General features: G+C 69.9%; 17 protein-coding genes. 3 read left to right on the forward strand and 14 right to left on the reverse strand.

The window, feature by feature from the left end; all coding sequences use genetic code 11:
- Nucleotides 1-15: 15 nt before the first annotated feature.
- Genes ASF43_RS13385 through ASF43_RS13415 form a run of 7 tightly spaced genes read right to left on the reverse strand, consistent with a single transcriptional unit; the run spans nucleotide 16 to nucleotide 6,828 of the window.
- A complete protein-coding gene (locus ASF43_RS13385; protein ID WP_056181676.1) occupies nucleotides 16-960 on the reverse strand; it encodes a 3-keto-5-aminohexanoate cleavage protein in 945 nt (314 codons plus the stop codon).
- 30 nt (nucleotides 961-990) lie between these two features.
- Entirely contained in the window at nucleotides 991-1,740 is a 750-nt protein-coding gene (locus tag ASF43_RS13390; RefSeq protein WP_056181680.1) for an ABC transporter ATP-binding protein, read from the reverse strand.
- Complete coding sequence (locus ASF43_RS13395) at nucleotides 1,737-2,492, reverse strand: ABC transporter ATP-binding protein (RefSeq protein WP_056181683.1); 756 nt, start codon at nucleotides 2,490-2,492, stop codon at nucleotides 1,737-1,739. Before ASF43_RS13395 ends, ASF43_RS13390 begins: the two co-directional genes overlap by 4 nt.
- The gene (locus ASF43_RS13400; protein ID WP_056181685.1) at nucleotides 2,489-3,784 is read right to left on the reverse strand and encodes a branched-chain amino acid ABC transporter permease; all 1,296 of its coding nucleotides are present in this window, start codon (nucleotides 3,782-3,784) and stop codon (nucleotides 2,489-2,491) included. The genes ASF43_RS13395 and ASF43_RS13400 overlap by 4 nt, the downstream gene beginning before the upstream one ends.
- On the reverse strand, nucleotides 3,781-4,722 hold the full coding sequence (locus ASF43_RS13405; RefSeq protein WP_056181688.1) for a branched-chain amino acid ABC transporter permease: 942 nt from the start codon (nucleotides 4,720-4,722) through the stop codon (nucleotides 3,781-3,783). The genes ASF43_RS13400 and ASF43_RS13405 overlap by 4 nt, the downstream gene beginning before the upstream one ends.
- Nucleotides 4,723-4,747: 25 nt before the next feature.
- Nucleotides 4,748-5,992 (reverse strand): branched-chain amino acid ABC transporter substrate-binding protein, encoded by a 1,245-nt coding sequence (locus ASF43_RS13410; RefSeq protein ID WP_056181691.1) that lies wholly within the window; start codon nucleotides 5,990-5,992, stop codon nucleotides 4,748-4,750.
- Between the two features lie 44 nt (nucleotides 5,993-6,036).
- Entirely contained in the window at nucleotides 6,037-6,828 is a 792-nt protein-coding gene (locus ASF43_RS13415) for an SDR family oxidoreductase (RefSeq protein ID WP_056181693.1), read from the reverse strand.
- 239 nt (nucleotides 6,829-7,067) lie between these two features.
- On the opposite strand from ASF43_RS13415, the gene ASF43_RS13420 reads away from it, so the two are divergent.
- Nucleotides 7,068-9,062: a helix-turn-helix domain-containing protein gene (locus ASF43_RS13420; protein WP_056183381.1), complete on the forward strand. Its 1,995-nt coding sequence runs from the start codon at nucleotides 7,068-7,070 to the stop codon at nucleotides 9,060-9,062.
- Between the two features lie 26 nt (nucleotides 9,063-9,088).
- On the opposite strand, the gene ASF43_RS32110 is transcribed toward ASF43_RS13420, so the two are convergent.
- Together ASF43_RS32110 and ASF43_RS13430 are read right to left on the reverse strand one after the other, a co-directional pair.
- Nucleotides 9,089-10,426 carry a methyl-accepting chemotaxis protein gene (locus ASF43_RS32110; protein WP_056181696.1) on the reverse strand — a complete coding sequence of 446 codons (1,338 nt, stop codon included), beginning with the start codon at nucleotides 10,424-10,426 and terminating at the stop codon, nucleotides 9,089-9,091.
- A gap of 418 nt (nucleotides 10,427-10,844) precedes the next feature.
- Complete coding sequence (locus tag ASF43_RS13430) at nucleotides 10,845-12,677, reverse strand: glutamine--tRNA ligase/YqeY domain fusion protein (RefSeq protein WP_056181698.1); 1,833 nt, start codon at nucleotides 12,675-12,677, stop codon at nucleotides 10,845-10,847.
- A gap of 129 nt (nucleotides 12,678-12,806) precedes the next feature.
- Between ASF43_RS13430 and ASF43_RS13435 the strand changes: the two genes are divergently transcribed.
- Entirely contained in the window at nucleotides 12,807-13,181 is a 375-nt protein-coding gene (locus tag ASF43_RS13435) for a hypothetical protein (RefSeq protein ID WP_056181701.1), read from the forward strand.
- 3 nt (nucleotides 13,182-13,184) lie between these two features.
- On the opposite strand, the gene crcB is transcribed toward ASF43_RS13435, so the two are convergent.
- From crcB to ASF43_RS13455, 4 genes are read right to left on the reverse strand one after another with little or no spacing between them, the layout of a single operon-like run.
- Nucleotides 13,185-13,565 carry a fluoride efflux transporter CrcB gene (gene crcB / locus ASF43_RS13440; protein WP_056181704.1) on the reverse strand — a complete coding sequence of 127 codons (381 nt, stop codon included), beginning with the start codon at nucleotides 13,563-13,565 and terminating at the stop codon, nucleotides 13,185-13,187.
- Entirely contained in the window at nucleotides 13,565-14,875 is a 1,311-nt protein-coding gene (locus tag ASF43_RS13445; protein WP_056181707.1) for a TRAP transporter large permease, read from the reverse strand. The genes crcB and ASF43_RS13445 overlap by 1 nt, the downstream gene beginning before the upstream one ends.
- A gap of 3 nt (nucleotides 14,876-14,878) precedes the next feature.
- Entirely contained in the window at nucleotides 14,879-15,412 is a 534-nt protein-coding gene (locus tag ASF43_RS13450) for a TRAP transporter small permease subunit (protein ID WP_056181709.1), read from the reverse strand.
- Nucleotides 15,413-16,390 (reverse strand): TRAP transporter substrate-binding protein, encoded by a 978-nt coding sequence (locus tag ASF43_RS13455; protein WP_056181711.1) that lies wholly within the window; start codon nucleotides 16,388-16,390, stop codon nucleotides 15,413-15,415.
- 124 nt (nucleotides 16,391-16,514) lie between these two features.
- Between ASF43_RS13455 and ASF43_RS13460 the strand changes: the two genes are divergently transcribed.
- Nucleotides 16,515-20,129, forward strand: a complete 3,615-nt coding sequence (locus ASF43_RS13460) for a hydantoinase B/oxoprolinase family protein (protein ID WP_056181715.1) — start codon at nucleotides 16,515-16,517, stop codon at nucleotides 20,127-20,129.
- Here the strand turns inward: ASF43_RS13460 and ASF43_RS13465 are convergent.
- Nucleotides 20,122-21,282 (reverse strand): NAD(P)/FAD-dependent oxidoreductase, encoded by a 1,161-nt coding sequence (locus tag ASF43_RS13465; protein WP_056181717.1) that lies wholly within the window; start codon nucleotides 21,280-21,282, stop codon nucleotides 20,122-20,124. The genes ASF43_RS13460 and ASF43_RS13465 overlap by 8 nt on opposite strands.
- Nucleotides 21,283-21,285 lie beyond the last annotated feature (3 nt).

Genomic DNA, 21,285 nt, shown 5'->3' on the forward strand with positions numbered 1-21,285 from the left:
TGGCGCGGCCTGGTGTCAAACGCCCACCGCGGCATGCCCCTTCAACTGCAGCATCGCCCGCGCCTCGGCCGGCGTCGCCACCTCCAGCGACAGTTCCGCCAGGATGCGCCGGATCTTGCGCACCTGGTCCGCGCAGGAGGTCGCCAGCTCGCCCTTGCCCAGGTACAGGCTGTCCTCCAGCCCCACGCGCACATTGCCGCCCATGACCGCGCCCATGGTCAAGAGCGGCATCTGGTGCCGGCCCGCGCCCAGCACCGAGAAGCGGTAGCCGCGGCGCCCGAACAAGCGGTCGGCCGTGCTGCGCATGGTCACCAGGTTCTCGGGGTCCGGCCCCATGCCGCCCAGGATGCCGAAGATGCTCTGGATGAACAGCGGGCCCTGGATCAGCCCCTCGTCCACGAAGTGGGCCAGGTTGTACAAATGCCCCACGTCGTAGCACTCGAACTCGAAGCGCGTGCCGCAGTCCTCGCCCAGCACCTTGAGGATGTGCTTGATGTCGCGGAAGGTGTTGCGAAAGATCAGGTCCTCCATGCCCTCGATGTACGGCTTCTCCCAGTCGTGCTGCCACGCGTTGATGCGCCGCGCTGCCGGGTGGATCGAGAAGTTCATCGAGCCCATGTTGAGCGAGCACATCTCGGGTTTGAGCTGCAGCGGATAGGCCAGCCGCTCCTGCAGCGTCATGCGCGTGCTGCCGCCCGTGGTGATGTTGATCACCGCGTCGGTGGCGGCGCGGATGCGCGGCACGAACTGCGCGAACACGGCGGGGTCGGCGCTGGGCCGGCCGTCCGCCGGGTCGCGCGCATGCAGGTGCAGGATCGCAGCGCCGGCCTCTGCGGCGTCGATGGCCTGCTGCGCGATCTGCTCGGGCGTGAGCGGCAGGTAGGGCGACATCGACGGAGTGTGGACCGAGCCGGTGACGGCACAGGAGATGATGACTTTGTCGGTGGGGGGCGTGGGCATGGTGTGGGTGGTTCAGGGGGAGGGACAGGGTCAGACGGCCAGCCACTGCGCCTGCAGTTCGGCGTCCTCGGCCAGTTCGCGCGGTGTGCCCTCGAAGACGATCTGGCCGTGGCCCATCACGCACACGCGGGTGGACACCTTCAGCGCGATCGCCAGCTTCTGCTCCACCAGCACCACCGAGACGCCCTTGCGGTGCATGTCGCGGATGCATTCGGCCACGTCGGCCACGATCCTGGGCGCCAGGCCCTCGGTAGGCTCGTCAATCAGGATCACGAGCGGGTTGCCCAGCAGCGAGCGGCAGATCGTCAGCATCTGCTGCTCGCCGCCCGACAGGCTGCCGGCTCGCGTGTTGCGCCGCTCGCGCAGGCGGGGGAAGTAGCCGAACATGTCCTGCAGCGTCCAGCGCGCGGCACCGGGCGCGGCGTTCTGCTCGCCCATGCGCAGGTTCTCGTCCACCGTGAGGTTGGCGAACACCTCGCGCTCTTCCGGCACGAAGGCCAGGCCCGCGCGGCAGATGGTGTAGGGGCGCGCGCCGGCCAGGTCGCGGCCTGCGAGCTGGATGCGGCCCGAGGTCGGCGGCACCAGGCCCATGATGGCCTTCATCGTGGTGGAGCGGCCCGCGCCGTTGCGGCCCAGCAGGCTCACGATCTCCTGGCGGCCGACCTCGAAGCTCACGCCGTGCAGGATGTGGCTCTTGCCGTAGTGGGCGTGCAGGTCCTGCACGGACAGCAGCGGCGCCGTAGCGGCCGTGCCCGGGGCTCTTTCAAGAACGGCGTTCATGCGGTCAACTCCTCTCCGAGATAGGCTTCCTTGACGGCCGCGCTCTGGCGGATCTCGTCGGGCGTGCCGGTGGCGATCACCTGGCCGTAGACCAGCACGCTGATGCGGTCGCTGAGCGCGAACACCACGCGCATGTCGTGCTCCACGATCAGCAGCGCGCGGCCTTGCGTCACCTCGCGGATCAGGTCGGCCGTGTAGGCGGTCTCTTCGTTCGACATGCCGGCCATGGGCTCGTCGAGCAGGATCACCTGCGGGTCGGAAGCGAGCGCCATGGCGATCTCCAGCGAGCGCTGTTCCGAGTACGGCATCTCGCCGGCGATCGTCGCGGCGCGGTGCGTGAGGCGGAACTGCGCCAGCAGCGCCTCGGTACGCTCGCGCACCGGCACGTCGCTGGCGATGCGGCGCCAAAAGGTGAACTGCACGCCGCCGGCCCGCATCACGGCCAGGCGCAGGTTCTCGAACACGCTGAGCTTGGGGAAGATGTTGGTGATCTGGAACGAGCGCGCCAGGCCGCTCTTGTTGATGGCCTGCGGCGTGTGGCCGTCGATGCGGCGGCCGTTCAGCAGGATCTCGCCCGAGGTCGGCGTGAAGTTGCCCGAGACCAGGTGGAACACGGTGGACTTGCCGGCGCCGTTCGGGCCGATCAGCGCGTGGCGCTCGCCCGGCATCAGGTCCAGGTCGACGCCGCGGATGATCTCGGTGTCGCCGAAGGATTTGCGCACGCCGCGCAGCGAGAGGACGGGGGCGGTCATGCGAGGCTCCTGGCGGTGTGGGGTGTCATGGCGAGTGCGGGCTCGGCGCTGGCGTTCTGCAGCCGGCCATGGGCCAGCCGCACGGCCCAGGCCAGCAAGGCGCCGCCTGCGAGGAGGCTGGCTGGCACGAGCCAGGTCGACACCGCGGCCGGCAGCCATTCGCGGCCCGCCAGCGACACCGCAGGCCACGTTGCGGCCGGGTTGGCCGCCGCCAGCGCGCGGTAGTCCTGCGAGAAGATGCGCTGCAGCAGTTCCACCGTGAAGGCGATGCCACCCGCCACCAGCACGCTGGCCAGCGCGGCCGCCAGCGTGAGCGGCAGCACCCCTGCCAGCCCGAAGCGCTGGCGCAACCGGGTCCACAGCGCGAACAGGCCGGCCAGCCCGTCGGGCACGTACAGCATCACCAGCAGGAACACGATGCCCTGGTACAGCAGCCAGGAGACCGTGAGGTCGGACACCGCGTAGCCGAAGAAGGTCATCAGCGAGGCGCCGAGCGCCGGGCCCAGGAACACCTTCACGCCGCCGATGTAGCTGTTCAGCACCACGGCGGCCGACAGCGTGGCGTCGAACACCACGTAGTTCACGGCCTCGTTGCTGACCACCTGCAGCCCACCCGCCACGCCCCCGAACATGGCGGAGATGGCGAACACCATCACGCCCAGGCGGTGCACGTCGTAGCCCAGGAAGGCCAGGCGGTGGCTGTTTTCGCGCAGGCCCAGGGCCAGCCGGCCGAGCGGCGTGCGCGTGAAGAAGAACAGCGCCGCCAGCGACACCAGCACCCAGGCCAGCGTGAGGTAGTACACCTGCACCGTGGAGCCGAAAGACAGGCCCATCCACGGCTGGCGCATGGCCGACACGCCGGCCTCGCCGCCGAACCAGCCCTTCAGGTGCGGCGCCAGCGAGTGCAGCAGCTCGGCGATGGCCAGCGTGATCATGGCGAAGTAGGTGCCCGAGCGCTTGGTGGCGAACCAGCCCGCGCCGATGCCCACGAGCAGCCCGGCGCCGGCCCCCGCCAGCGGCAGCAGCGGCGTGGGCAGCAGGCCCGTGCCGCCGACCGCGTTCATGGCATGGACGGTGGCGAACGCGCCCACGCCGAAGTAGGCCGCATGGCCGAACGACAGCATGCCGGCCTGGCCGCAGACCACGTTGTAGGCGGTGGCGAGCAGGGCTGCGATCAGCATCTGGATCGCCGCGTTGAGCAGGCCCGGCGTCAACACGCCGGGTGCCACGACGAGCGCGGCCACGCCGATGCCGACGAGCACGACGGCGGGGCCTGTGGATACCCGGTTCATGGCTTTTCTCCCATCAGCCCGGCGGGCCGCAAGGTCAGGATCAAGAGCATCAGCGCGAACGGCAGCGTGGCCGCCAGGCTGGACACCTTGAGCGTGAGCAGGCCGCCCACGCCCTCGGCCCATTCGCGCGCGCCGACCACGTTCGCCAGGTCCGCCAGCGTGGCGTCGATGCCCACGGCGAACGAGGTGATCACGCCGATCAGCAGCGAGGCCAGCATGGCGCCCTGCAGCGAGCCCAGGCCGCCGACGACGACGACCACGAAGATGGTCACGCCCAGCTCCAGCGCCATGTTGGGGTTGGTGGTGTAGAACGCGCCGGCCACCGCACCGGCCAGGCCGGCCAGCCCGGCGCCGAAGCCGAACACGCCCATGAACACCAGCGGCACGTTGTGCCCCAGGGCCTCGGCCATGCGCGGCCGGTGGATGGCCGAGCGCACGACGATGCCCACGCGGGTGCGCGTCAGCAGCAGGTGGATGGCGATGAACATGCAGACCGCCAGGCCCCCCATGAACAGCCGGTAGGCCGGGTAGTTCATGGCGCCGAGCGAGAAGGCCGAGAAGTCCAGGCCCGCCGGCAGCCGGTAGTTCACCGGGTAGTTGCCGAACACCAGCTTCACGAGCTCGGTGATGATGAACGACAGCCCGAAGGTCAGCAGCAGCTCGTGCGCATGCCCGTGGTGGTGCACGCGGCGCAGCAGGTAGCGCTCGACGATGACGCCCACCGCGGCCACCAGCAGCGGCGAGGCGATCAATGCCCACCAGAAGCCCAGCGCGGGCTGCAGCGCGAACGCGAAGTACGCGCCCAGCATGTAGAACGAGGCGTGTGCGAAGTTCAGCACGCCCATCATCCCGAAGATGAGCGTGAGCCCGGCGGACACCATGAACAGCAGCAAGCCGTAGATGACGCCGTTGAGCAGCGAGAAGATGAAGGTGTCCATGGCCAGGTCCGAGGGGCTCAGCCGATCAGGACGGGCGCTGCATCTTGCAGCTGGCCTGCGCCGGGGTGGACGCCTCGGCTGCCGTGAACACGCGCACGGGCTTGAAGCCCATGTCGGTCTCGTCCACCTTGTACTTCGCGTCCTTCGTGACGGTGGACACCACCATGGGCAGCTGGGCCTGGTGGTCGGCCGCGCGCATGCTCATCTCGCCCACCGGCGTCGTGACCTTGGCGGCCTCCAGCGCCTTGGCGAACGCGTTGACATTGAGCGCGCCTTTCTCAGGCTTGGTCTGCTTCAGCGCCTCGGCCATCATCGCCAGGCCGAACACCGTCTGCGGCTCGGTGGCGGCCGGCGCGTGGCCGGTCCTGGCCGTGTAGTCGCGCACGAACTGGTCGCCGGCGGCGGCGCCGGCCTCGGCGTTGAAGGTGTGGGCGATGTAGTGGCCCAGCGCCAGGTCGCCGGCGTTGGCCAGGTTGCCCGGCTGGTCCAGGTAGATGGTGCCGAAGCGGGCTTTCAGGCCGGCCGCCTTGGTGGCCTTCATCAGCAGCAGCAGGTCGTTGGACCAGTTGCCCGTCATCACGGTCTCGGCCTTGGCGGCGCCGATCTTGGCCACATAGGGCGCGAAGTCCTGGATCTTGTTGACGTCGTGCAGCGTCTTGTCGACCACCTGGTAGCCGCCCGCGCCGGCGTTGTCGACGATGGCCTTCTCCATGTCCTGGCCCCAGGAGTAGTTCTGGTTGATCGCGAACACGCGCGTGCCGAGCACGTTGGTCTGCTTCATCGCCTGCACCAGCACCTTGGCGCGCACCTGCGCGTTGCCGCTGAAGCGGAAGTGGTGGAAGTGGCAGCGCTCGCCGGTCAGCTCCAGCGCCTCGGCGCCCACGTTGATGTAGACCACCTCCTTGCCCGGGTTGCGCAGGTTGTGCTTGCGCAGGTCTTCCGAGATCTGCCCGCCGACGGCCGACGACGCCCCCTGCACGACGATGTGCACGCCGTCGGCAATCGCCGCCTTGATCTTGTCGGCCGCGCCGGCCGGGCCGCCCTGGTTGTCGTATTCCAGCAGCTGCACCGGCTCGCCGTTCCAGCCGCCTTCGGCGTTCATGCGGTCGACCACGTAGCGCACGGCGGCGCGGTAGGTCTGGCCGGAGGCGGCCTGCGCGCCCGAGAGGGTCTCGACGACGGCGATCTTCACGGGGTCGGCGAGTGCGGCGCCACAGGACAGGGCGGCGGCGAGGGCGAGGGCAGTGGCGCGGGGAAAGTGGGTTTGCATGGTGTCTCCGTGGGGTGTGTTGAACAGGGAAAGGGCGGGATGCATCACAGGTATTCGAGGTTGCCGTCCACGCTGATGGCCTGGCCGCTCAGGTTGCGGGCGCCGGGCGCGCACAGGAACAGCGCTAGCGCGGCCACGTCGTCGACCTCGACCATGCGGCGCATCGAGCTCTGGCGCAGGTAGCTGTCGCGGGTCGCCTCGACGCTTTGGCCCAGGGACGCTGCGCGTGCGGCGATCACGCCGTCCATGCGCTCGCCCGCGACCGGGCCGGGCAGGATGGCGTTGACGCGCACGCCGGCCGGGCCGAGTTCGATGGCCAGCGACTTCATGAGGCCCACGATGGCCCACTTGCTGGCCGCGTACGGCGTGCGCAGCGGGTAGCCCAGCCGGCCGGCGACGGACGACATGGCGATCACGCAGGGGCTGGACCGGGACTGCCTGAGCAGCGGCACGGCGTGGCGCGCGAACAGGAACTGGCTGTTCAGGTTCACGGCCACGGTGCGTTCCCACTGGGCCGGCTCCAGGCTTTCGATGGGGCCGGTGGGGCCGGAGATGCCCGCGTTGTTGACCAGCACGTCCAGCCCGCCCAGCGTGCCGCGCACGTCGTCGAAGACCAGGGCCACGTCGCGCTCGACGCTGGCATCGGCCGTGCTGGTGGTGATGCCCTGCTGCCGGGTGGCCAGCCGGTCGAGCGCGGCCGGATCGATGTCGCACACATGCACGTGCGCGCCGGCCGTGGCGAAGGCGCGGGCGATGCCGGCGCCGATGCCGCTGGCGCCGGCGGTGACCAGCACCTTGAGGCCCCGCGGGGGGATGAGCGCGTCCAGAATCGTCATGAAGAAACCTCGTGTGTCGTGGGGGGGTGCCCGTCGCGGGCCGGTCTCGCCGGCCGCCTCGCGCTGGGCAGGACGCCACTGTCCCAGAGGGGTTGGTCGCGATCTATGTGCGCGCCGCACACCGGCAAGCGCTTTCCTGTGTGATGAGCGAACGCCGGGAAAACCCTGGGGTGGCGGCCTGCAGGCCGCGCGGCGCTCTGTTAGCCTCGCCCGCTTTGGCTGGCCAGGAGGATCTGCAGATGGAGACCGCGCCGGACACCGGACAGGCACAGGGCAATGTCGGCGAGCTGATCGCGCTGCTGCACCAGGACGCGGCGGCCGAAGACTTCGCAGCCGAGCTGGCGCGCATCGAGCGCCTGCCGTCCAGCACGCACAAAACCGCCATGGTCGAGCGCACGCGCATGGCGATGGCGGTGCGCAACCGGCTCGATTCTCTGCAGCAGCGCGAGCGCGGCATGCTGGCGGTGGTCGAGTCGGCGCGCGACCTGTCCGGCCGGCTCGACCTGCACGAGCTGCTGCAGGCCATCGTGTCGCGCGCGCGCCGGCTGCTGGGTTCGCACGTGGCCTGGCTGTCGGCCTATGACGCCGCGCTGGACGCCTTCCACGTGCGCGCCGCAGACGGTGCGCTGCTGCCGAACACGGGCGAGATGGTGGCTGCGCGCGAGCACGGCATCGTGAGCATGGTCGTGGCCACGCGGCTGCCCTTCACCACGCCGGACTACCTGCACGATGCGCGCTTCGCGCATGACGCCAAGCTGGACGCCACGTTCCAGGCCGAGGGCATCGCGGCGGTGGTCGGCGTGCCGCTGCTGTGGGGCGACGAGGTGATCGGCCTGCTGTTCGTGGCCGACCGCTACCAGCGCACCTACACCGCGCTGAGCATCTCCATCCTGTCCACGCTGGCCACGCATGCCGCCGTGGCCATGAAGAACGCCATGGCCTTCGAGCAGGCCCAGGCGGCCGTGCGCAATGCCGAGCGTGCCCGCGCCGAGCTGGAGCTGCACGTGCGCCAGGTGCAGGCCGCGGCCGAGGCGCACGAACGGCTGACCACGCTGCTGGCGCGCGGTGCCACGCTGGCCGAGCTGGCACAGGCAGCGGCCGAGCTCATGCAGGGCGACCTGCTGGTGCTGGACGAGGCCGGGCAGCCGATTGCGCGCGGCACGGCGGCCGGCCGTGCGGCGGCCGAGGGCGATGCCTACGCGCCGCACGGGCCGCGCAGCCTGGCGTTGGGCGAGGCCCTGGGCCGCAGCCGGCAGACCGGCCGCTCGGTCATCGCCTACGAGGCCGGCGGTTTGGCCTGCCGGCTCAATGCCGTCATCGGCGGCAGCGCGGTGCTGGGGGCGGTGCTGCTGTACCGCAGCGAGCCGCTGGACGAGATGTCGGTGCGCACCTTCGAGCGCAGCACCGGCATCGTCGGCATCGTGCTGCTGTCGCACGAGCGCATGGAGGCGGCCAGGAGCCACGACCTGTCGGAGCTGCTGCGGGCCCTGGTCTCGCCGCGGCAGATGGACCTGGCACTGCTCAGCGAACGCGCGGCGCGCTTCGGCCTGGACCTGGCCCGGCCCACCTCACTGGTGCTGCTGGCCCTGGCGCCGCACGAGGCGGGCTACATCGTTCGGCGGCTGCGTGCCGGCAACCTGTTGCCCGACGCGGTGTTCGACGAGAACGAGGGCGTGGTCTCGCTGCTGTGCGCAACCACGCGGCTGGACGAGGCGCGCCGCGTGCTCGTGGAGCTGGCCCGGGCTGGCGCGGGCACGGCGTTCTGCGGCGTCGCCTCGCGGCCCATCGCGTCGCCTGCCGGGCTGCCGGCGCTGCACGCCGCACTGCGGCGCGCACTGCCCGTGCTGCAGCGCATCGGCGTGCAGGGCCAGGTGCTGGCGCAAAACGAGCTGGCGCTGTATTCCGCGCTGTTCGAAACGCACGACCAGGCCAGCCTGGGCGCCTTCCTCGACGCCACCATCGGCACCCTGCTGGCGCACGACCGGCGCCGCGGCACCGACCTGGCCGGCACGTTGCTGTGCTACTTCGACCACAACCAGAACGCCACCCTGGTGGCCCAGCGGCTGGGCATCCATGTCAACACGGTGCGCCAGCGCCTGGCCAGCATCGAGGAGCTGGTGGGCCATTGGGGCAGTGCCACGCGCGCGCTGGAGCTGCACATCGCGCTGCGGCTGTGGCATTTGCGCGATGCGCCCCGCGGCGACGGCGCGGCAGCAGCGGCCGCAACGGGGTGAGGCGGGCCGGCGGGCGCGCCCGTCGGCTAGTGCTGCACCACCGCGTTCTCCAGTTGCGCGACCGCCTGCCGTACGGCGCCCAGGCGCGCGTCCTGCGCGCGCGATGCCTGCACGATGCCGTCCATGATGGCGCTGGCGCGCTGGGCGGCCTCGCGCATCTGCTTCATCATGCGGCGCGAATCCTCCACGCGCGCCGAGCCCGTGCGTACGCTCTCCACCGAGGAGCCGATCACGGTCTTGATCTCCCTGGCGGCTTGCGCGCTGCGCTGGGCCAGGTTGCGCACCTCGCCGGCCACGACCGCGAAGCCACGCCCGTGCTCGCCCGCGCGCGCGGCTTCGACGGCGGCGTTCAAGGCCAGCAGGTTGGTCTGGAACGCGATGCCGTCGATCAGGCCCACCATTTCGGCGATGCTTCTGGAGTCCTTGGTGATGAGCGCCATGGCGTCCACTGCGCTTGCGATGGCGGTGTCGCCCGCCTGCGCCACCGTGCTCACCTCGCGCGTCTGCGCCTGGGCCTCGTGCGCCTGCACGGCGCTGGTGCGCACCAGCTGCTGCAGCTGCTCGAAGGCGGCTTGCACGAGCTGGGTGGCCTCGAAGCGGGCCGTCACGTCCGAGGCGTACTTCACCACCTTGAAGGGCTGGCCCGCCTGGTTGAGCACCGGGCTGTAGTTGGCCTCGATCCACACCTCGTTGCCGCGCCGGCCGATGCGCCGGAACATGCCGCGGTGGTGCTGCCCGCTGGCCAGGTGCTCCCAGAACGCCGCGTACTCCACCGACTGGCGTTCCGCGGGCGTGACGAACATGCGGTGGTGCTGGCCGACCAGCTCGCGCTCGGATGCATAGCCCATCGTGTCCAGGAAGTTGCGGTTGCAGCGCAGGATGTGCCCGTCCAGCGAGAACTCGATGACGGCCTGCGCCCGGCCCACGGCGGCCAGCTGGCTGTTGGCCTCGGCGTCGCGCAGCACCTCGGCCGAGATGTCCATCGCGTACTTCACAACGCGCACCACGCGCCCGGCGCGGTCCAGCACGGGGCTGTAGTTGGCCTGCAGCCAGACCTCGCGGCCCTGGCCGGTCAGGCGCTTGCAGCGGCCGATGAAGGCCTCGCCGCGCTGCAGCCGCGCCCAGAACGCCTGGTACTCGGCCTCGTCGTTGTCCCGCGGGTCCACAAACATGCGGTGGTGCTGCCCACGCACCTCGTCCAGCCGGTAGCCCATGAGCTCCAGGAAATGCGGGTTCGCCGCCAGGATCCGGCCCTGCGCATCGAACTCGATGACGGCCTGATTGCTGTAGAGCGCCTGCAACTGGCGTTGTGTGCGGGCGGAGCACAGGCCGATCGAAGCCAGGAGAGCGCGAACCATGTGCATGGGAAAGATCCGGGAGGGTGAACAGGCGCCAATTGTTTGTTACTTGTTGCAATAGCTAGCGGAACTAGTGCGCAAACCGAGCAAGTAAAGACATCGCCCACGCGTGCGGTGGCGGCTGAACGCCCTTGCGCAGATGGGCTGCGCCAGTGGCCGGTGGAGCCCGCGCCGCTCAGTGGGCCTGGAACGCGAACAGGTATTCGTCGCTCCGCTGCGTGTCTTCGGGTCGCCGGTGACCGTGATGCGGATGATCGCCAGCAGCTGGGTGCCGACGATCTCGGAGCTTGTGGCCCTGCCGCACAGGCAGGTGACGGAAGAGGCGAGGTGGCGGCACGGCGTGGGCTGCGGCACCAAGGCGCGCCGGGCAACCCATGGGGCGCCGCCGCGTGTGCCAGGCCGATGACGTCGGCCTGGCCGGGGCTCACTTGCCCCAGCTGTCCTTCAGGCTCGTCGTACGGTTGAACACCGGGCGGGTGGCCTGGTGGTCGCGCCGGTCGGCCACGAAGTAGCCATGGCGCTCGAACTGGAAGCGCTGGTCGGGCGTGGCCTGGGCCAGCGACGGCTCCAGGTAGGCCTGCACGGTGCGCAGGCTGTCGGGGTTCAGGCTGGACAGGAAGTCCTTGCCGCCCGCATCGGGCTGCGGATCGCTGAACAGTCGCTCGTACAGCCGCACCTCGGCCGGCACGGCCTCGTGCACGCCGACCCAGGTGATGACGCCCTTGACCTTGATGGCGTCCGCGCCCGGCGTGCCGCTCTTGGTGTCGGGCACGAGCTCGGCGTGGACCTCGGTCAGGCGGCCGTCGGCATCGCGCACGGCGCCCGTGCACTGCACGACGTGGCCGTATTTCAGGCGCACGCGGTTGCCGGGCTTGGCCGTGCCGTCGGCCGCCGTCTGCGGTGGGTACAGGCGGAAGAAACCCTTGGGCGGCACGTCCTCGTAGTCGGTGCGCTCGATCCACAGCTCCTTGCCGAAGCGCAGCGCGCGTTTGCCCTGCGCCGGGTCGTGCGGGTTCACGGGCGCGCTGCAGTCGTCCAGGGTACCGGCGCCGTGCAGGGCGTCCCAGTTGGTGATGACCAGCTTGACCGGGTCGAGCACGGCCATGGCGCGCTCGGCCGTGGCGTCCAGCGTGTCGCGCAGCGAGCCTTCCAGCGTGCTGTAGTCGATCCAGCTGTCGCTCTTGGTCACGCCGATGCGCTCGGCGAAGAGCTGGATGGCCTCGGCCGTGTAGCCGCGCCGGCGCAGGCCGACGATGGTGGGCATGCGCGGGTCGTCCCAGCCGCTGACGCGCCCTTCGTTCACGAGCTGGGCCAGCTTTCGCTTGCTGGTGATCACGTACGTCAGGTTGAGCCGCGCGAACTCGTACTGGCGCGGCGGCGGCGCCTGCAGCAGGCCGCCCTCGGCCAGGCGTTCGAGCAGCCAGTCGTAGAACGGGCGCTGGTCTTCGAACTCCAGCGTGCAGACGCTGTGCGTGATCTGCTCCAGCGCGTCCTCGATCGGGTGCGCATAGGTGTACATCGGGTAGATGCACCAGCGGTCGCCCGTGTTGTGGTGCGTGGCGCGGCGGATGCGGTAGATCGCCGGGTCGCGCATGTTGATGTTGGGGCTGGCCATGTCGATCTTGGCGCGCAGCACGGCGGCGCCGTCGGCCAGCTTTCCGTCGCGCATTTCGCGCAGACGGGCCAGGTTCTCGTCGGGCGTGCGTGTGCGGAACGGGCTGTCGGTGCCAGGCTTGCCGAAGTCACCGCGGTTGGCGCGCATCTCGTCGGCGCTCTGCTCGTCCACGTAGGCGTGGCCGGCCTGCACCAGGTATTCGGCCGCGCGGTACATGAAGTCGAAGTAGTCGCTGGCCTGGTAGAGATGGGCCGTGCCGTCGGCGTCCCAGCTAAAGCCCAGCCAGCGCACGCTGTCGATGATGCTGTCGACGTACTCGGTGTCTTCCTTCTCCGGGTTGGTGTCGTCGAAACGCAGGTGGCAAACGCCGCCGTAGTCGCGCGCGAGCCCGAAGTTCAGGCAGATGCTCTTGGCATGGCCCACGTGCAGGTAGCCGTTGGGCTCGGGCGGGAAGCGCAGCCGCACCGGGGCCGGGTCGAGCGGCCCCTGGGCATGGTGGGCCGCATCGCCGGGGCTGCCGCCCCAGTGGCGTTCGGCATAGGTGCCCTGGGCCAGGTCGTTCTCGATGATCTGGCGCAGGAAATTGCTGGGTTTGTGCGGGTCGGCGGCCGTGGCGGCGGGCCCGTGGGGTGCGGAACTCATGCTGCGATTTTAGGAGGGCATGGACAACCGTTACGTCTGGTCATGTCTTTAACCTGCCGTGCGCTATTGCAGATACGCAACCGAACTTCAATGGCGCCATGGGGTCAGATGGCCCGAAGGAGCAATTCGATGGCAATGACGACGATGAACAGGTGGCTGGCAGCCGGCGCGGCAGTGGCGGCGCTGGCCATGGCCGGTGCGGCCCAGGCGCGGGACGTGGTGTGGTCGGTGGGTGTCGGGGCGCCCGGTGCCCAGGTCATCGTGGGCAATGCCCCGGTCTACGTGGCGCCGCCGGTCATCTACCACGCGCCGCCGCCGCGCTACTACCAGCCGCCGCCGCGCGTGGTCTACGGGCCACCGGTCTATTACGCGCCGCCTCCGGTGTACTACCAGCCGCGCACGGTCTACTACGGGCCGCCTGGGCATTTCCACGGGCATCGGCATGGCCGGGGGCACGACCGCCACGACCATGGGCGCCGGGGTGACCGCGACTGGCGGCGCTGAGGCTCAGCGCGCCAGCAGCAGCGCCACGGTTTTCATGCCCAGCGCCGTGAGCGCGAGCGAACCCAGAAGGTGCACGGCCGCCGTGCCCAGCGCCAGGCCGTGGCGCTGGTCCTGCAGCATGAGCACGACCTCGGCCGAGAAGCTGGAGAAGGTGGTCAGCCCGCCGAGCAGCCCGGTCACCAGGGCCAGCCGCCACAGCGGGTCGATCTGCGGCAGCGCCTGGAACACTGCGACGCACACCCCCACGCAGTAGCCGCCGATCAGGTTGGCGGCCAGCGTGCCAAAGGGCAGCGGCGCGCCGCTGGTGTTGAGCCAGATCGAGAGCCGCCAGCGCAGCAGCGCGCCGATGGCAGCGCCCACGCTGACCGCGAGCGCCGCCAGCATCAGCGTGCCACGCCCATCACCAGATCCGGCAGGCCGGTCACGATCTGCGGGAACACCGTGATCAGCACGATGCACACGATCATGCACAGGAAGAAAGGCACGGCGGCCAGCGCGATGGTGTTGCTGTCCTTGCCCGTCATGTTCTGCAGCACGAAGAGGTTGAAGCCCACCGGCGGCGTCACCTCCGCGATCTCGACCAGCAGCACCACGAAGATGCCGAACCAGACCAGGTCGAAGCCGGCCTTCTGGATCATGGGCAGCACCACGGCGCTGGTGAGCACGATCATGGAGATGCCGTCCAGCGCGGTGCCCAGGATCAGGTAGACGAAGGTCAGCACGAAGATCAGCGTGTAGGGCGACAGGTCCATGCTGTCCACCCACTCGGCCAGCTCGCGGGGTATGCCCGTGAAGGCCATGGTCTTGGTCAGGAACGCCGCGCCGGCCAGGATGAACATGATCATGCAACTGGTGCGGGTCGTGCCCATCAGGCCTTCCCAGAAGTTGGTCCAGGTCAGCGAGCGGCTGGCCGCCGCGATCACCAGCGCGCCCAGCACGCCCCAGGCCGCGCACTCGGTGGCCGTGGCCCAGCCGGCCACCAGCACCCAGACGATCAGCACGATCAGCAGGCCGCAGGGGATCAGGCTGCCGGATCGGCGCAGCTTCTCGCCGAACGACAGGTCGGCCTCGGCTGCCGGCACCTTGTTGGGGTTGCGGATGCTCCACCAGCCGATGTAGAGGGAGAACAGCGCCATCAGCAGAAAGCCCGGCAGGAAGCCCGCCAGGAAGATGCGGATGATGGACGCGTCTGCCGCCACGGCATAGACCACCATGGTGATGGACGGCGGGATCAGGATGCCCAGCGTGCCGCCGCAGGCCAGCGCGCCCAGCGTCAGCTTCTCGTCATAGCCGCGGCGCTGCAGTTCGGGCAGGGCCACCTTGCTGATGGTGGCGCAGGTCGCGGCGGAGGAGCCCGACACCGAGCCGAAGATGCCGCAGCCCAGGATAGTGGTGTGCATGAGCCGGCCCGGGATGCGGTTGAGCCAGGGCGCCAGGCCCTCGAACATCTGCTCCGAGAGCCGCGTGCGGAACAGGATCTCACCCATCCAGATGAATAGCGGCAGCGCCGCCAGCTCCCACGAGACGTTGGACTCCCAGAACGCCGAGAACAGATTCTTGCCCGGCAGCGTGCTTGTGAAGAAGGCCTGGCCGACCCAGCCCGCGATCGCCAGCGACATGGCGATCCACACGCCGCCCGAGAGCAGCAGCAACATAACGAGGAGGAGCAGGCCTCCGACAGCGATCAGGCTCATGGGTCAGATGTCTTCCGAGTAGTCGCCGCGCGCATGGCGCTCTTCGACCAGGCGCACATAGGTGGGCTTCTCGCCGCGCAGCACGATCACGAGCTCGTCGAGCACGGCCAGCAGCAGCACGATGGCGCCGACGACGAAGGTCATCTGCGGCACCCAGATCGGGATCACGACCATGCCGCCGGCCATGTCGTTGAACGTGAAGCTCTCATAGGTGAAGCGCGCGGCCCACCAGGCCAGATAGCCCACGGCCACGGTCGCGATCAACAGCGAGACCACTTCCAGCGCACGCCGCACGCCGGCATCCACGTGGTCCAGCAGCAGCGTCACGCGCACGAAGTCGCCATGCTTGAACGCGTGGCCCATGGCCAGGAAGGCCGCGGCCGCGCAGGACCAGGCCACCACGTCGTTGACCCAGCCCACGCGCCAGCCGGCCATGCGGCCTACCGACGCGAAGATCATGAGCACGAAGATGGCCAGCACGCACAGAGCGGCAAGCCGCCCCGTCCATTCGAACAGGCCGTCGAGCAGGCGGCGCACTTACTTCCTGTACGCGTCGACGACCGCTTGCCCGTCAGGCCCGGCCTTCTTCAGCCAGTCGGCCAGCATCACGTCGCCGACCTTCTTCATGTCGGTCATGAGCTGCGGTGCGGGCTTGACGATGTTCATGCCCTTGCCGGCCAGCTGCTGCAGGTACCAGGCGGTCTTCTCTTCGCTGCTCTTCCAGCCGCGGGTCTCGGCGTCGGCTGCGGCCTTTATGAGCGCGTCCTGCGTGGGCTTGTCCAGCGCGTTGAACGCGGCAGCGTTCACGATCACCGCGTTCTTGGGCAGCCAGGCCTGGGTGTCGTAGAAGTTCTTGATGTGCTCGTAGGTCTTGGAGTCGTAGCCCGTGGAGCCCGAGGACATGTAGGAGTCGATCACGCCCGTGGCCATGGCCTGGGCCAGCTCGGCCTGCTGCACGGTGACGGGCTGGGCACCGACCAGCTCGGCGATCTTGGCCGTGGCCGGGCTGTAGGCGCGCCACTTCAGGCCCTTCATGTCGGCGCCTGAATTGATCTGCTTGTTGGCGAAGATGCCCTGCGGCGGCCAGGCCACGGCGTAGAGCAGCTTGAGGTTCTGCGTGGCCAGCAGCTTGTCGAGCGCGGGCTTTTGCGCCTTGTAGAGCTTCATCGCATCGGCGTAGCCCGTGGCCAGGAAGGGCACGCCGTCCAGGCCGAACAGCGGGTTGTCGTTCTCGAAGTTGACCATCAGGATCTCGCCGGCCTGGGCCTGGCCGCCCTGCACGGCGCGCTTGATCTCGGGTGCCTTGAACAGCGAGGCATTCGCGTGCACGGTGATCTTGAGCTTGCCGGCCGTGGCCTTGTCCACGTCGGCGGCGAACTGCGTGAGGTTCTCGGTGTGCAGGTTGGTGGTCGGGTAGGCGCTCGGCAGGTCCCACTTGGTCTGGGCGAAGGTGGGGGCGCTGAAGGCCAGGGCGGCCACGGCGCAAGTCGCGAGCAATCCGAAACGGTGAAGCATGGTCTCTCCGAACAAGGGTAGGAACGAGGGCTGGAGCTTAAATGCAAGGACCGGGCCACCCGCACCCGTGTTTGCCCCCGGGGCCGGCCCACTACCATGGCGCGGATCTCGCTCCACACGACCCATGCACGCACCCATCGCTTCCACCGACCCCCGCTGGCAGTTCTGGATCGACCGCGGCGGCACCTTCACCGACGTCGTGGGCCGGCGACCCGACGGCACATTGGTGACGCACAAGCTGCTGTCCGAGAACCCCGAACACTATGCCGACGCGGCCGTCGCCGGCATCCGGCATCTGCTGGGCCTGGCGCCCGATGCGCCGATCACGGCCGCGCTGGTGGACTGCGTGAAGATGGGCACGACGGTGGCCACCAATGCCTTGCTGGAGCGCAAGGGCGAGCCCACGTTGCTGGTGACTACGAACGGCTTTCGCGACGCGCTGCGCATCGCCTACCAGAACCGGCCGCGGCTGTTCGACCGGCAGATCGTGTTGCCCGAACTGCTGTACAGCGCCGTGGTCGAGGCCGACGAGCGCGTGGCCGCCGACGGCGAAGTGTTGCGGCCGCTGGACGCTGCCGCCTTGCGCAGCGAGCTGCAGGCCGCCTTCGACCGGGGCCTGCGCAGCGTTGCCATCGTGTTCATGCACGGCTGGCGCTTCACCGAGCATGAGCGCGCCGCCGCCCGCATCGCCGCCGAGGTCGGCTTCACCCAGGTCAGCACCTCGCACCAGACCAGCCCCATGATGAAGCTGGTGAGCCGCGGCGACACCACCGTGGTCGATGCCTACCTGTCGCCCATCCTGCGCCGCTACGTGGACCAGGTGGCGAGCCAGATGCCGGGCGTGCGGCTGTTCTTCATGCAGTCCTCCGGCGGGCTGGCCGATGCGCATGCCTTCCAGGGCAAGGACGCGATCCTGTCCGGCCCGGCCGGTGGCATCGTGGGCATGGCACGCACGGCAGAGCTGGGTGGCCACGGCAAGGTGATCGGCTTCGACATGGGCGGCACGTCCACCGACGTGTCGCACTATGCGGGCGCCTTCGAGCGCGAGTTCGAGACCCAGGTGGCCGGCGTGCGCATGCGCGCGCCCATGATGGGCATCCACACGGTGGCGGCCGGTGGCGGATCCATCCTGGCCTTCGACGGCCAGCGCTTTCGCGTGGGGCCGCAGAGCGCGGGCGCCAACCCCGGCCCGGCCAGCTACCGGCGCGGCGGGCCGCTGGCCGTGACCGACGCCAACCTGCTGCTGGGCAAGATCCAGCCGCGGCACTTTCCCCATGTGTTCGGCCCGGCCGGCAACGAGGCGCTGGGCCTGGACGTGGTGCGGCAGCAGTTCGACGAACTCGCCACGCAGACCGGCCGCAGCGCCGAGCAGGTGGCCGAGGGCTTCATCGCGATCGCCGTGCAGCAGATGGCCAACGCGATCAAGAAGATCTCGGTCGCGCGCGGCTATGACGTCACACGCTACACGCTGCAGTGCTTCGGTGGCGCGGGCGGCCAGCACGCCTGCCTGGTGGCCGATGCACTCGGCATGGAGCAGGTCTTCGTGCACCCGCTGGCCGGGGTGCTGAGCGCCTACGGCATGGGCCTTGCCGACCAGTCTGTGATGCGCGAGCAGGCGCTGGAGCTGCCCCTGCAGCCGGATGCGTTGCCGGCCGTGCAGGCCGCGCTGCAGGCGTCGGCCGAGGCGGCTGGCACCGAGCTGGGCCGCCAGCAACTGGGGCAGGGCGCCATGCTGGTGCACCGGCGCGTGCATGTGCGCTACCAGGGCAGCGACGCGGCGCTGATCGTGCCGTTCGGCACCGTGCCCGAGATCCAGGCCGCGTTCGAGGCGGCGTACCGCCAGCGCTTCTCCTTCCTCATGCAGGGCAAGGCGCTCGTGGTGGAGGCCGTGTCGGTGGAGGCCGTGCTGGCCGGCGACGCGCCGGCCGAGCCGCTGCTGCCGCTGGGCGCGCCGCGGCCCGCGCCGGTGCACGAGCGCGTGGCCATGTATTGCGAGGGCGCCTGGCACGACGCGGCGCTGGTGGTGCGCGAGGACCTGCGGCCTGGCGACACGGTGGACGGCCCGGCCGTGATCGCCGAGCGCAACGCCACGACCGTGCTGGAGCCCGGCTGGCAGGCCCGCCTGACCGAGCGCGACCACCTGGTGCTGCAGCGCCAGATACCGCGCGCCGTGGCCTACGCGGCCGGCACCACGGCCGACCCGGTGCTGCTGGAGGTCTTCAACAACCTGTTCATGAACATCGCCGAGCAGATGGGGCTGCAGCTGCAGAACACGGCCTACTCGGTCAACATCAAGGAGCGGCTGGACTTCAGCTGCGCGCTGTTCGACGGCGCCGGCAATCTGGTGGCGAACGCGCCGCACATGCCGGTGCACCTGGGCTCCATGGGCGAGAGCATCAAGGCCGTGATCCGTGACAACCGGGGCCGCATGCAGCCCGGCGACGTGTTCGCGCTGAACGACCCGTACCACGGCGGCACGCATCTGCCCGATGTGACGGTGATCACGCCGGTCTACCTGCGCGAGGACGATGCCGCGCCGCTGTTCTACGTGGGCTCGCGCGGCCACCATGCAGACATCGGCGGCAGCACGCCGGGGTCCATGCCGCCGTTCTCCACGCGCATCGCGGAGGAGGGCGTGCAGATCGTGAACTTCCGGCTCGTCGAGCGGGGTCGGCTGCGCGAGGCCGAGCTACTGGAGCTGCTGGGAACAGGAGAGTTCCCAGCCAGGAATCCGCAGCAGAACCTGGCCGACCTGAAGGCCCAGATCGCCGCCAACGAAAAGGGCGTGCAGGAGTTGCGCAAGATGGTCGCGCAGTTCGGGCTGGACGTGGTGCAGGCCTACATGGGCCACGTGCAGGACAACGCCGAGGAGTCGGTGCGCCGCGTGATCACGCGGTTGAAGGATGGTGCCTTCACGCTGCCGCTGGACAACGGCGCGCAGATCCAGGTGGCGATCCGCGTGAACGCCGCCGCGCGCAGTGCGGTGATCGACTTCTCGGGCACCTCGGCGCAGCAGACGAACAACTTCAACGCGCCCACGGCTGTCTGCATGGCGGCCGTGCTCTACGTGTTCCGCACGCTGGTGGCCGACGACATCCCGCTCAACGCGGGTTGCCTGAAGCCGCTGGAGGTCATCATCCCGCCCGGCTCCATGCTGAACCCGAACCCGCCGGCCTCGGTGGTGGCGGGCAATGTGGAAACCTCGACCTGCATCACCAACGCGCTGTTCGGCGCGTTGGGCTTGATGGCGGCCGGGCAGTGCACGATGAACAACTTCACCTTCGGCAATGCGCGCCACCAGTACTACGAGACCATCGCGGGCGGCTCCGGCGCGGGCGAGGGCTTTCACGGCACGAGTGTCGTGCAGACCCACATGACGAACTCGCGGCTGACCGACCCCGAGGTGCTGGAGTTCCGCTTCCCGGTGCGGCTGGAGAGCTATGCGATCCGCGCAGGCTCGGGCGGCGCAGGCCGCTGGCACGGTGGCGACGGCGGCGTGCGGCGCGTGCGCTTCCTGGAGCCGATGACGGCCAGCATCCTGTCCAACGGGCGCGTGCATGCGGCCTTTGGCATGGCCGGTGGTGCGGCCGGCGCGCTGGGCATCAACCGCGTCGTGCGCGCCGATGGCCGCACCGAGGCACTGGGCCACATCGGCCAGGTGGACATGCAGCCAGGCGATGTCTTCGAGGTCCACACGCCGGGCGGCGGTGGCTTCGGCACAGCCCCATCCGTCAATTGAAGGGCCCGACGCCAGCGCCTACGGGCGCTGCCAGGCTGCGCTTCATGAGCCAGGGCACGCCAGGCATGCGCTGGCCCAGTGCAAAGGCCAGGTCTCGCCACAGGCCGCCGCCGCGGGCCTGGAAGCATGGCGTCAGCGCGCGGCTGAGGGTCTGGTAGGCCTGCGAGGGGCGCAGGCGCCGGGCTGCGTAGGCAGCCACGGCGCCCGCAGCGCCGTGGCGCCGCACGGCATCGGCCAGCGCCAGCGCATCCTGCATGGCCAGCGTGGTGCCCAGGCCGAGCTGCGGGCTCATGGCATGCGCCGCGTCACCGACGATGCACAGCGGCCCCTGGCCCATGGACCGCGGCCAGGTATGGCGATAGACCGCGAGCGCCAGGTCGTCGTGTTTGGTGATCTGCGCCAGCACGGCCTGCGCCTGCGGCCAGAGCGACAGTACATGCGCTTTCCACGCGTCCAGGTCGCTGTCGCGCCAGGCGGCGTGGTGCTCGACGGGCAGGCTCCAGAAGAAGGAGAGCCGCACGGCGTCGCCGGAGCGCTCGGTCGGCAGCAGGCCCATCATCTCGGATGTGCCGCGAAACCGCTGCAGCAGCATGTCGGCCGCCTGCCAGTCCGGCACCCAGAACTGGCCCCACAGCGCGCCCCAGCGGTAGGCGCGCGAAGGGCCGGCCAGGCCGACGGTCTCGCGCAGCCCTGAGGCCGCGCCATCTGCGATGGCGAACAGGTCGAAGTCCGATGCGCCGTGCGGTGTCGTCGCGCGTGCGCGTGTGCCCACCGCCGCCAGCGATTCGACCGGGCAGCCCAGCGCGAACCGCACGCCGGCCGCGTGCGCTGCCGCGTGCAGCACGCGCGACAGGGCGGCGCGGCCGACCGCGCGGGCGGGGATGTCGCGGTAGTTGATGTCCACCACGCGCCAGCCGCGGTGGCTGGTGCCCAGCAGCCGGTGGATCGGCACGCTGGCCGCATCGAATGCGGGCCGCACGCCGAGCGCGCCCAGTGCATGCAAGCCCTGCGGCTGGATCAGCAGGCCGGCGCCCAGCGGGGCAATGGCGGGGTGCTTCTCGAACACCTCGACCTGGTGGCCCTCGCCCGCCAAGGCCAGGGCCGTGGCCAGGCCGGCAGGGCCGGCGCCAGCGATGCCGATACGCAGTGGCATGCC

The sequence above is a fragment of the Pseudorhodoferax sp. Leaf267 genome, from assembly GCF_001422405.1.
In the GTDB taxonomy this organism is placed as follows: domain Bacteria; phylum Pseudomonadota; class Gammaproteobacteria; order Burkholderiales; family Burkholderiaceae_C; genus Pseudorhodoferax.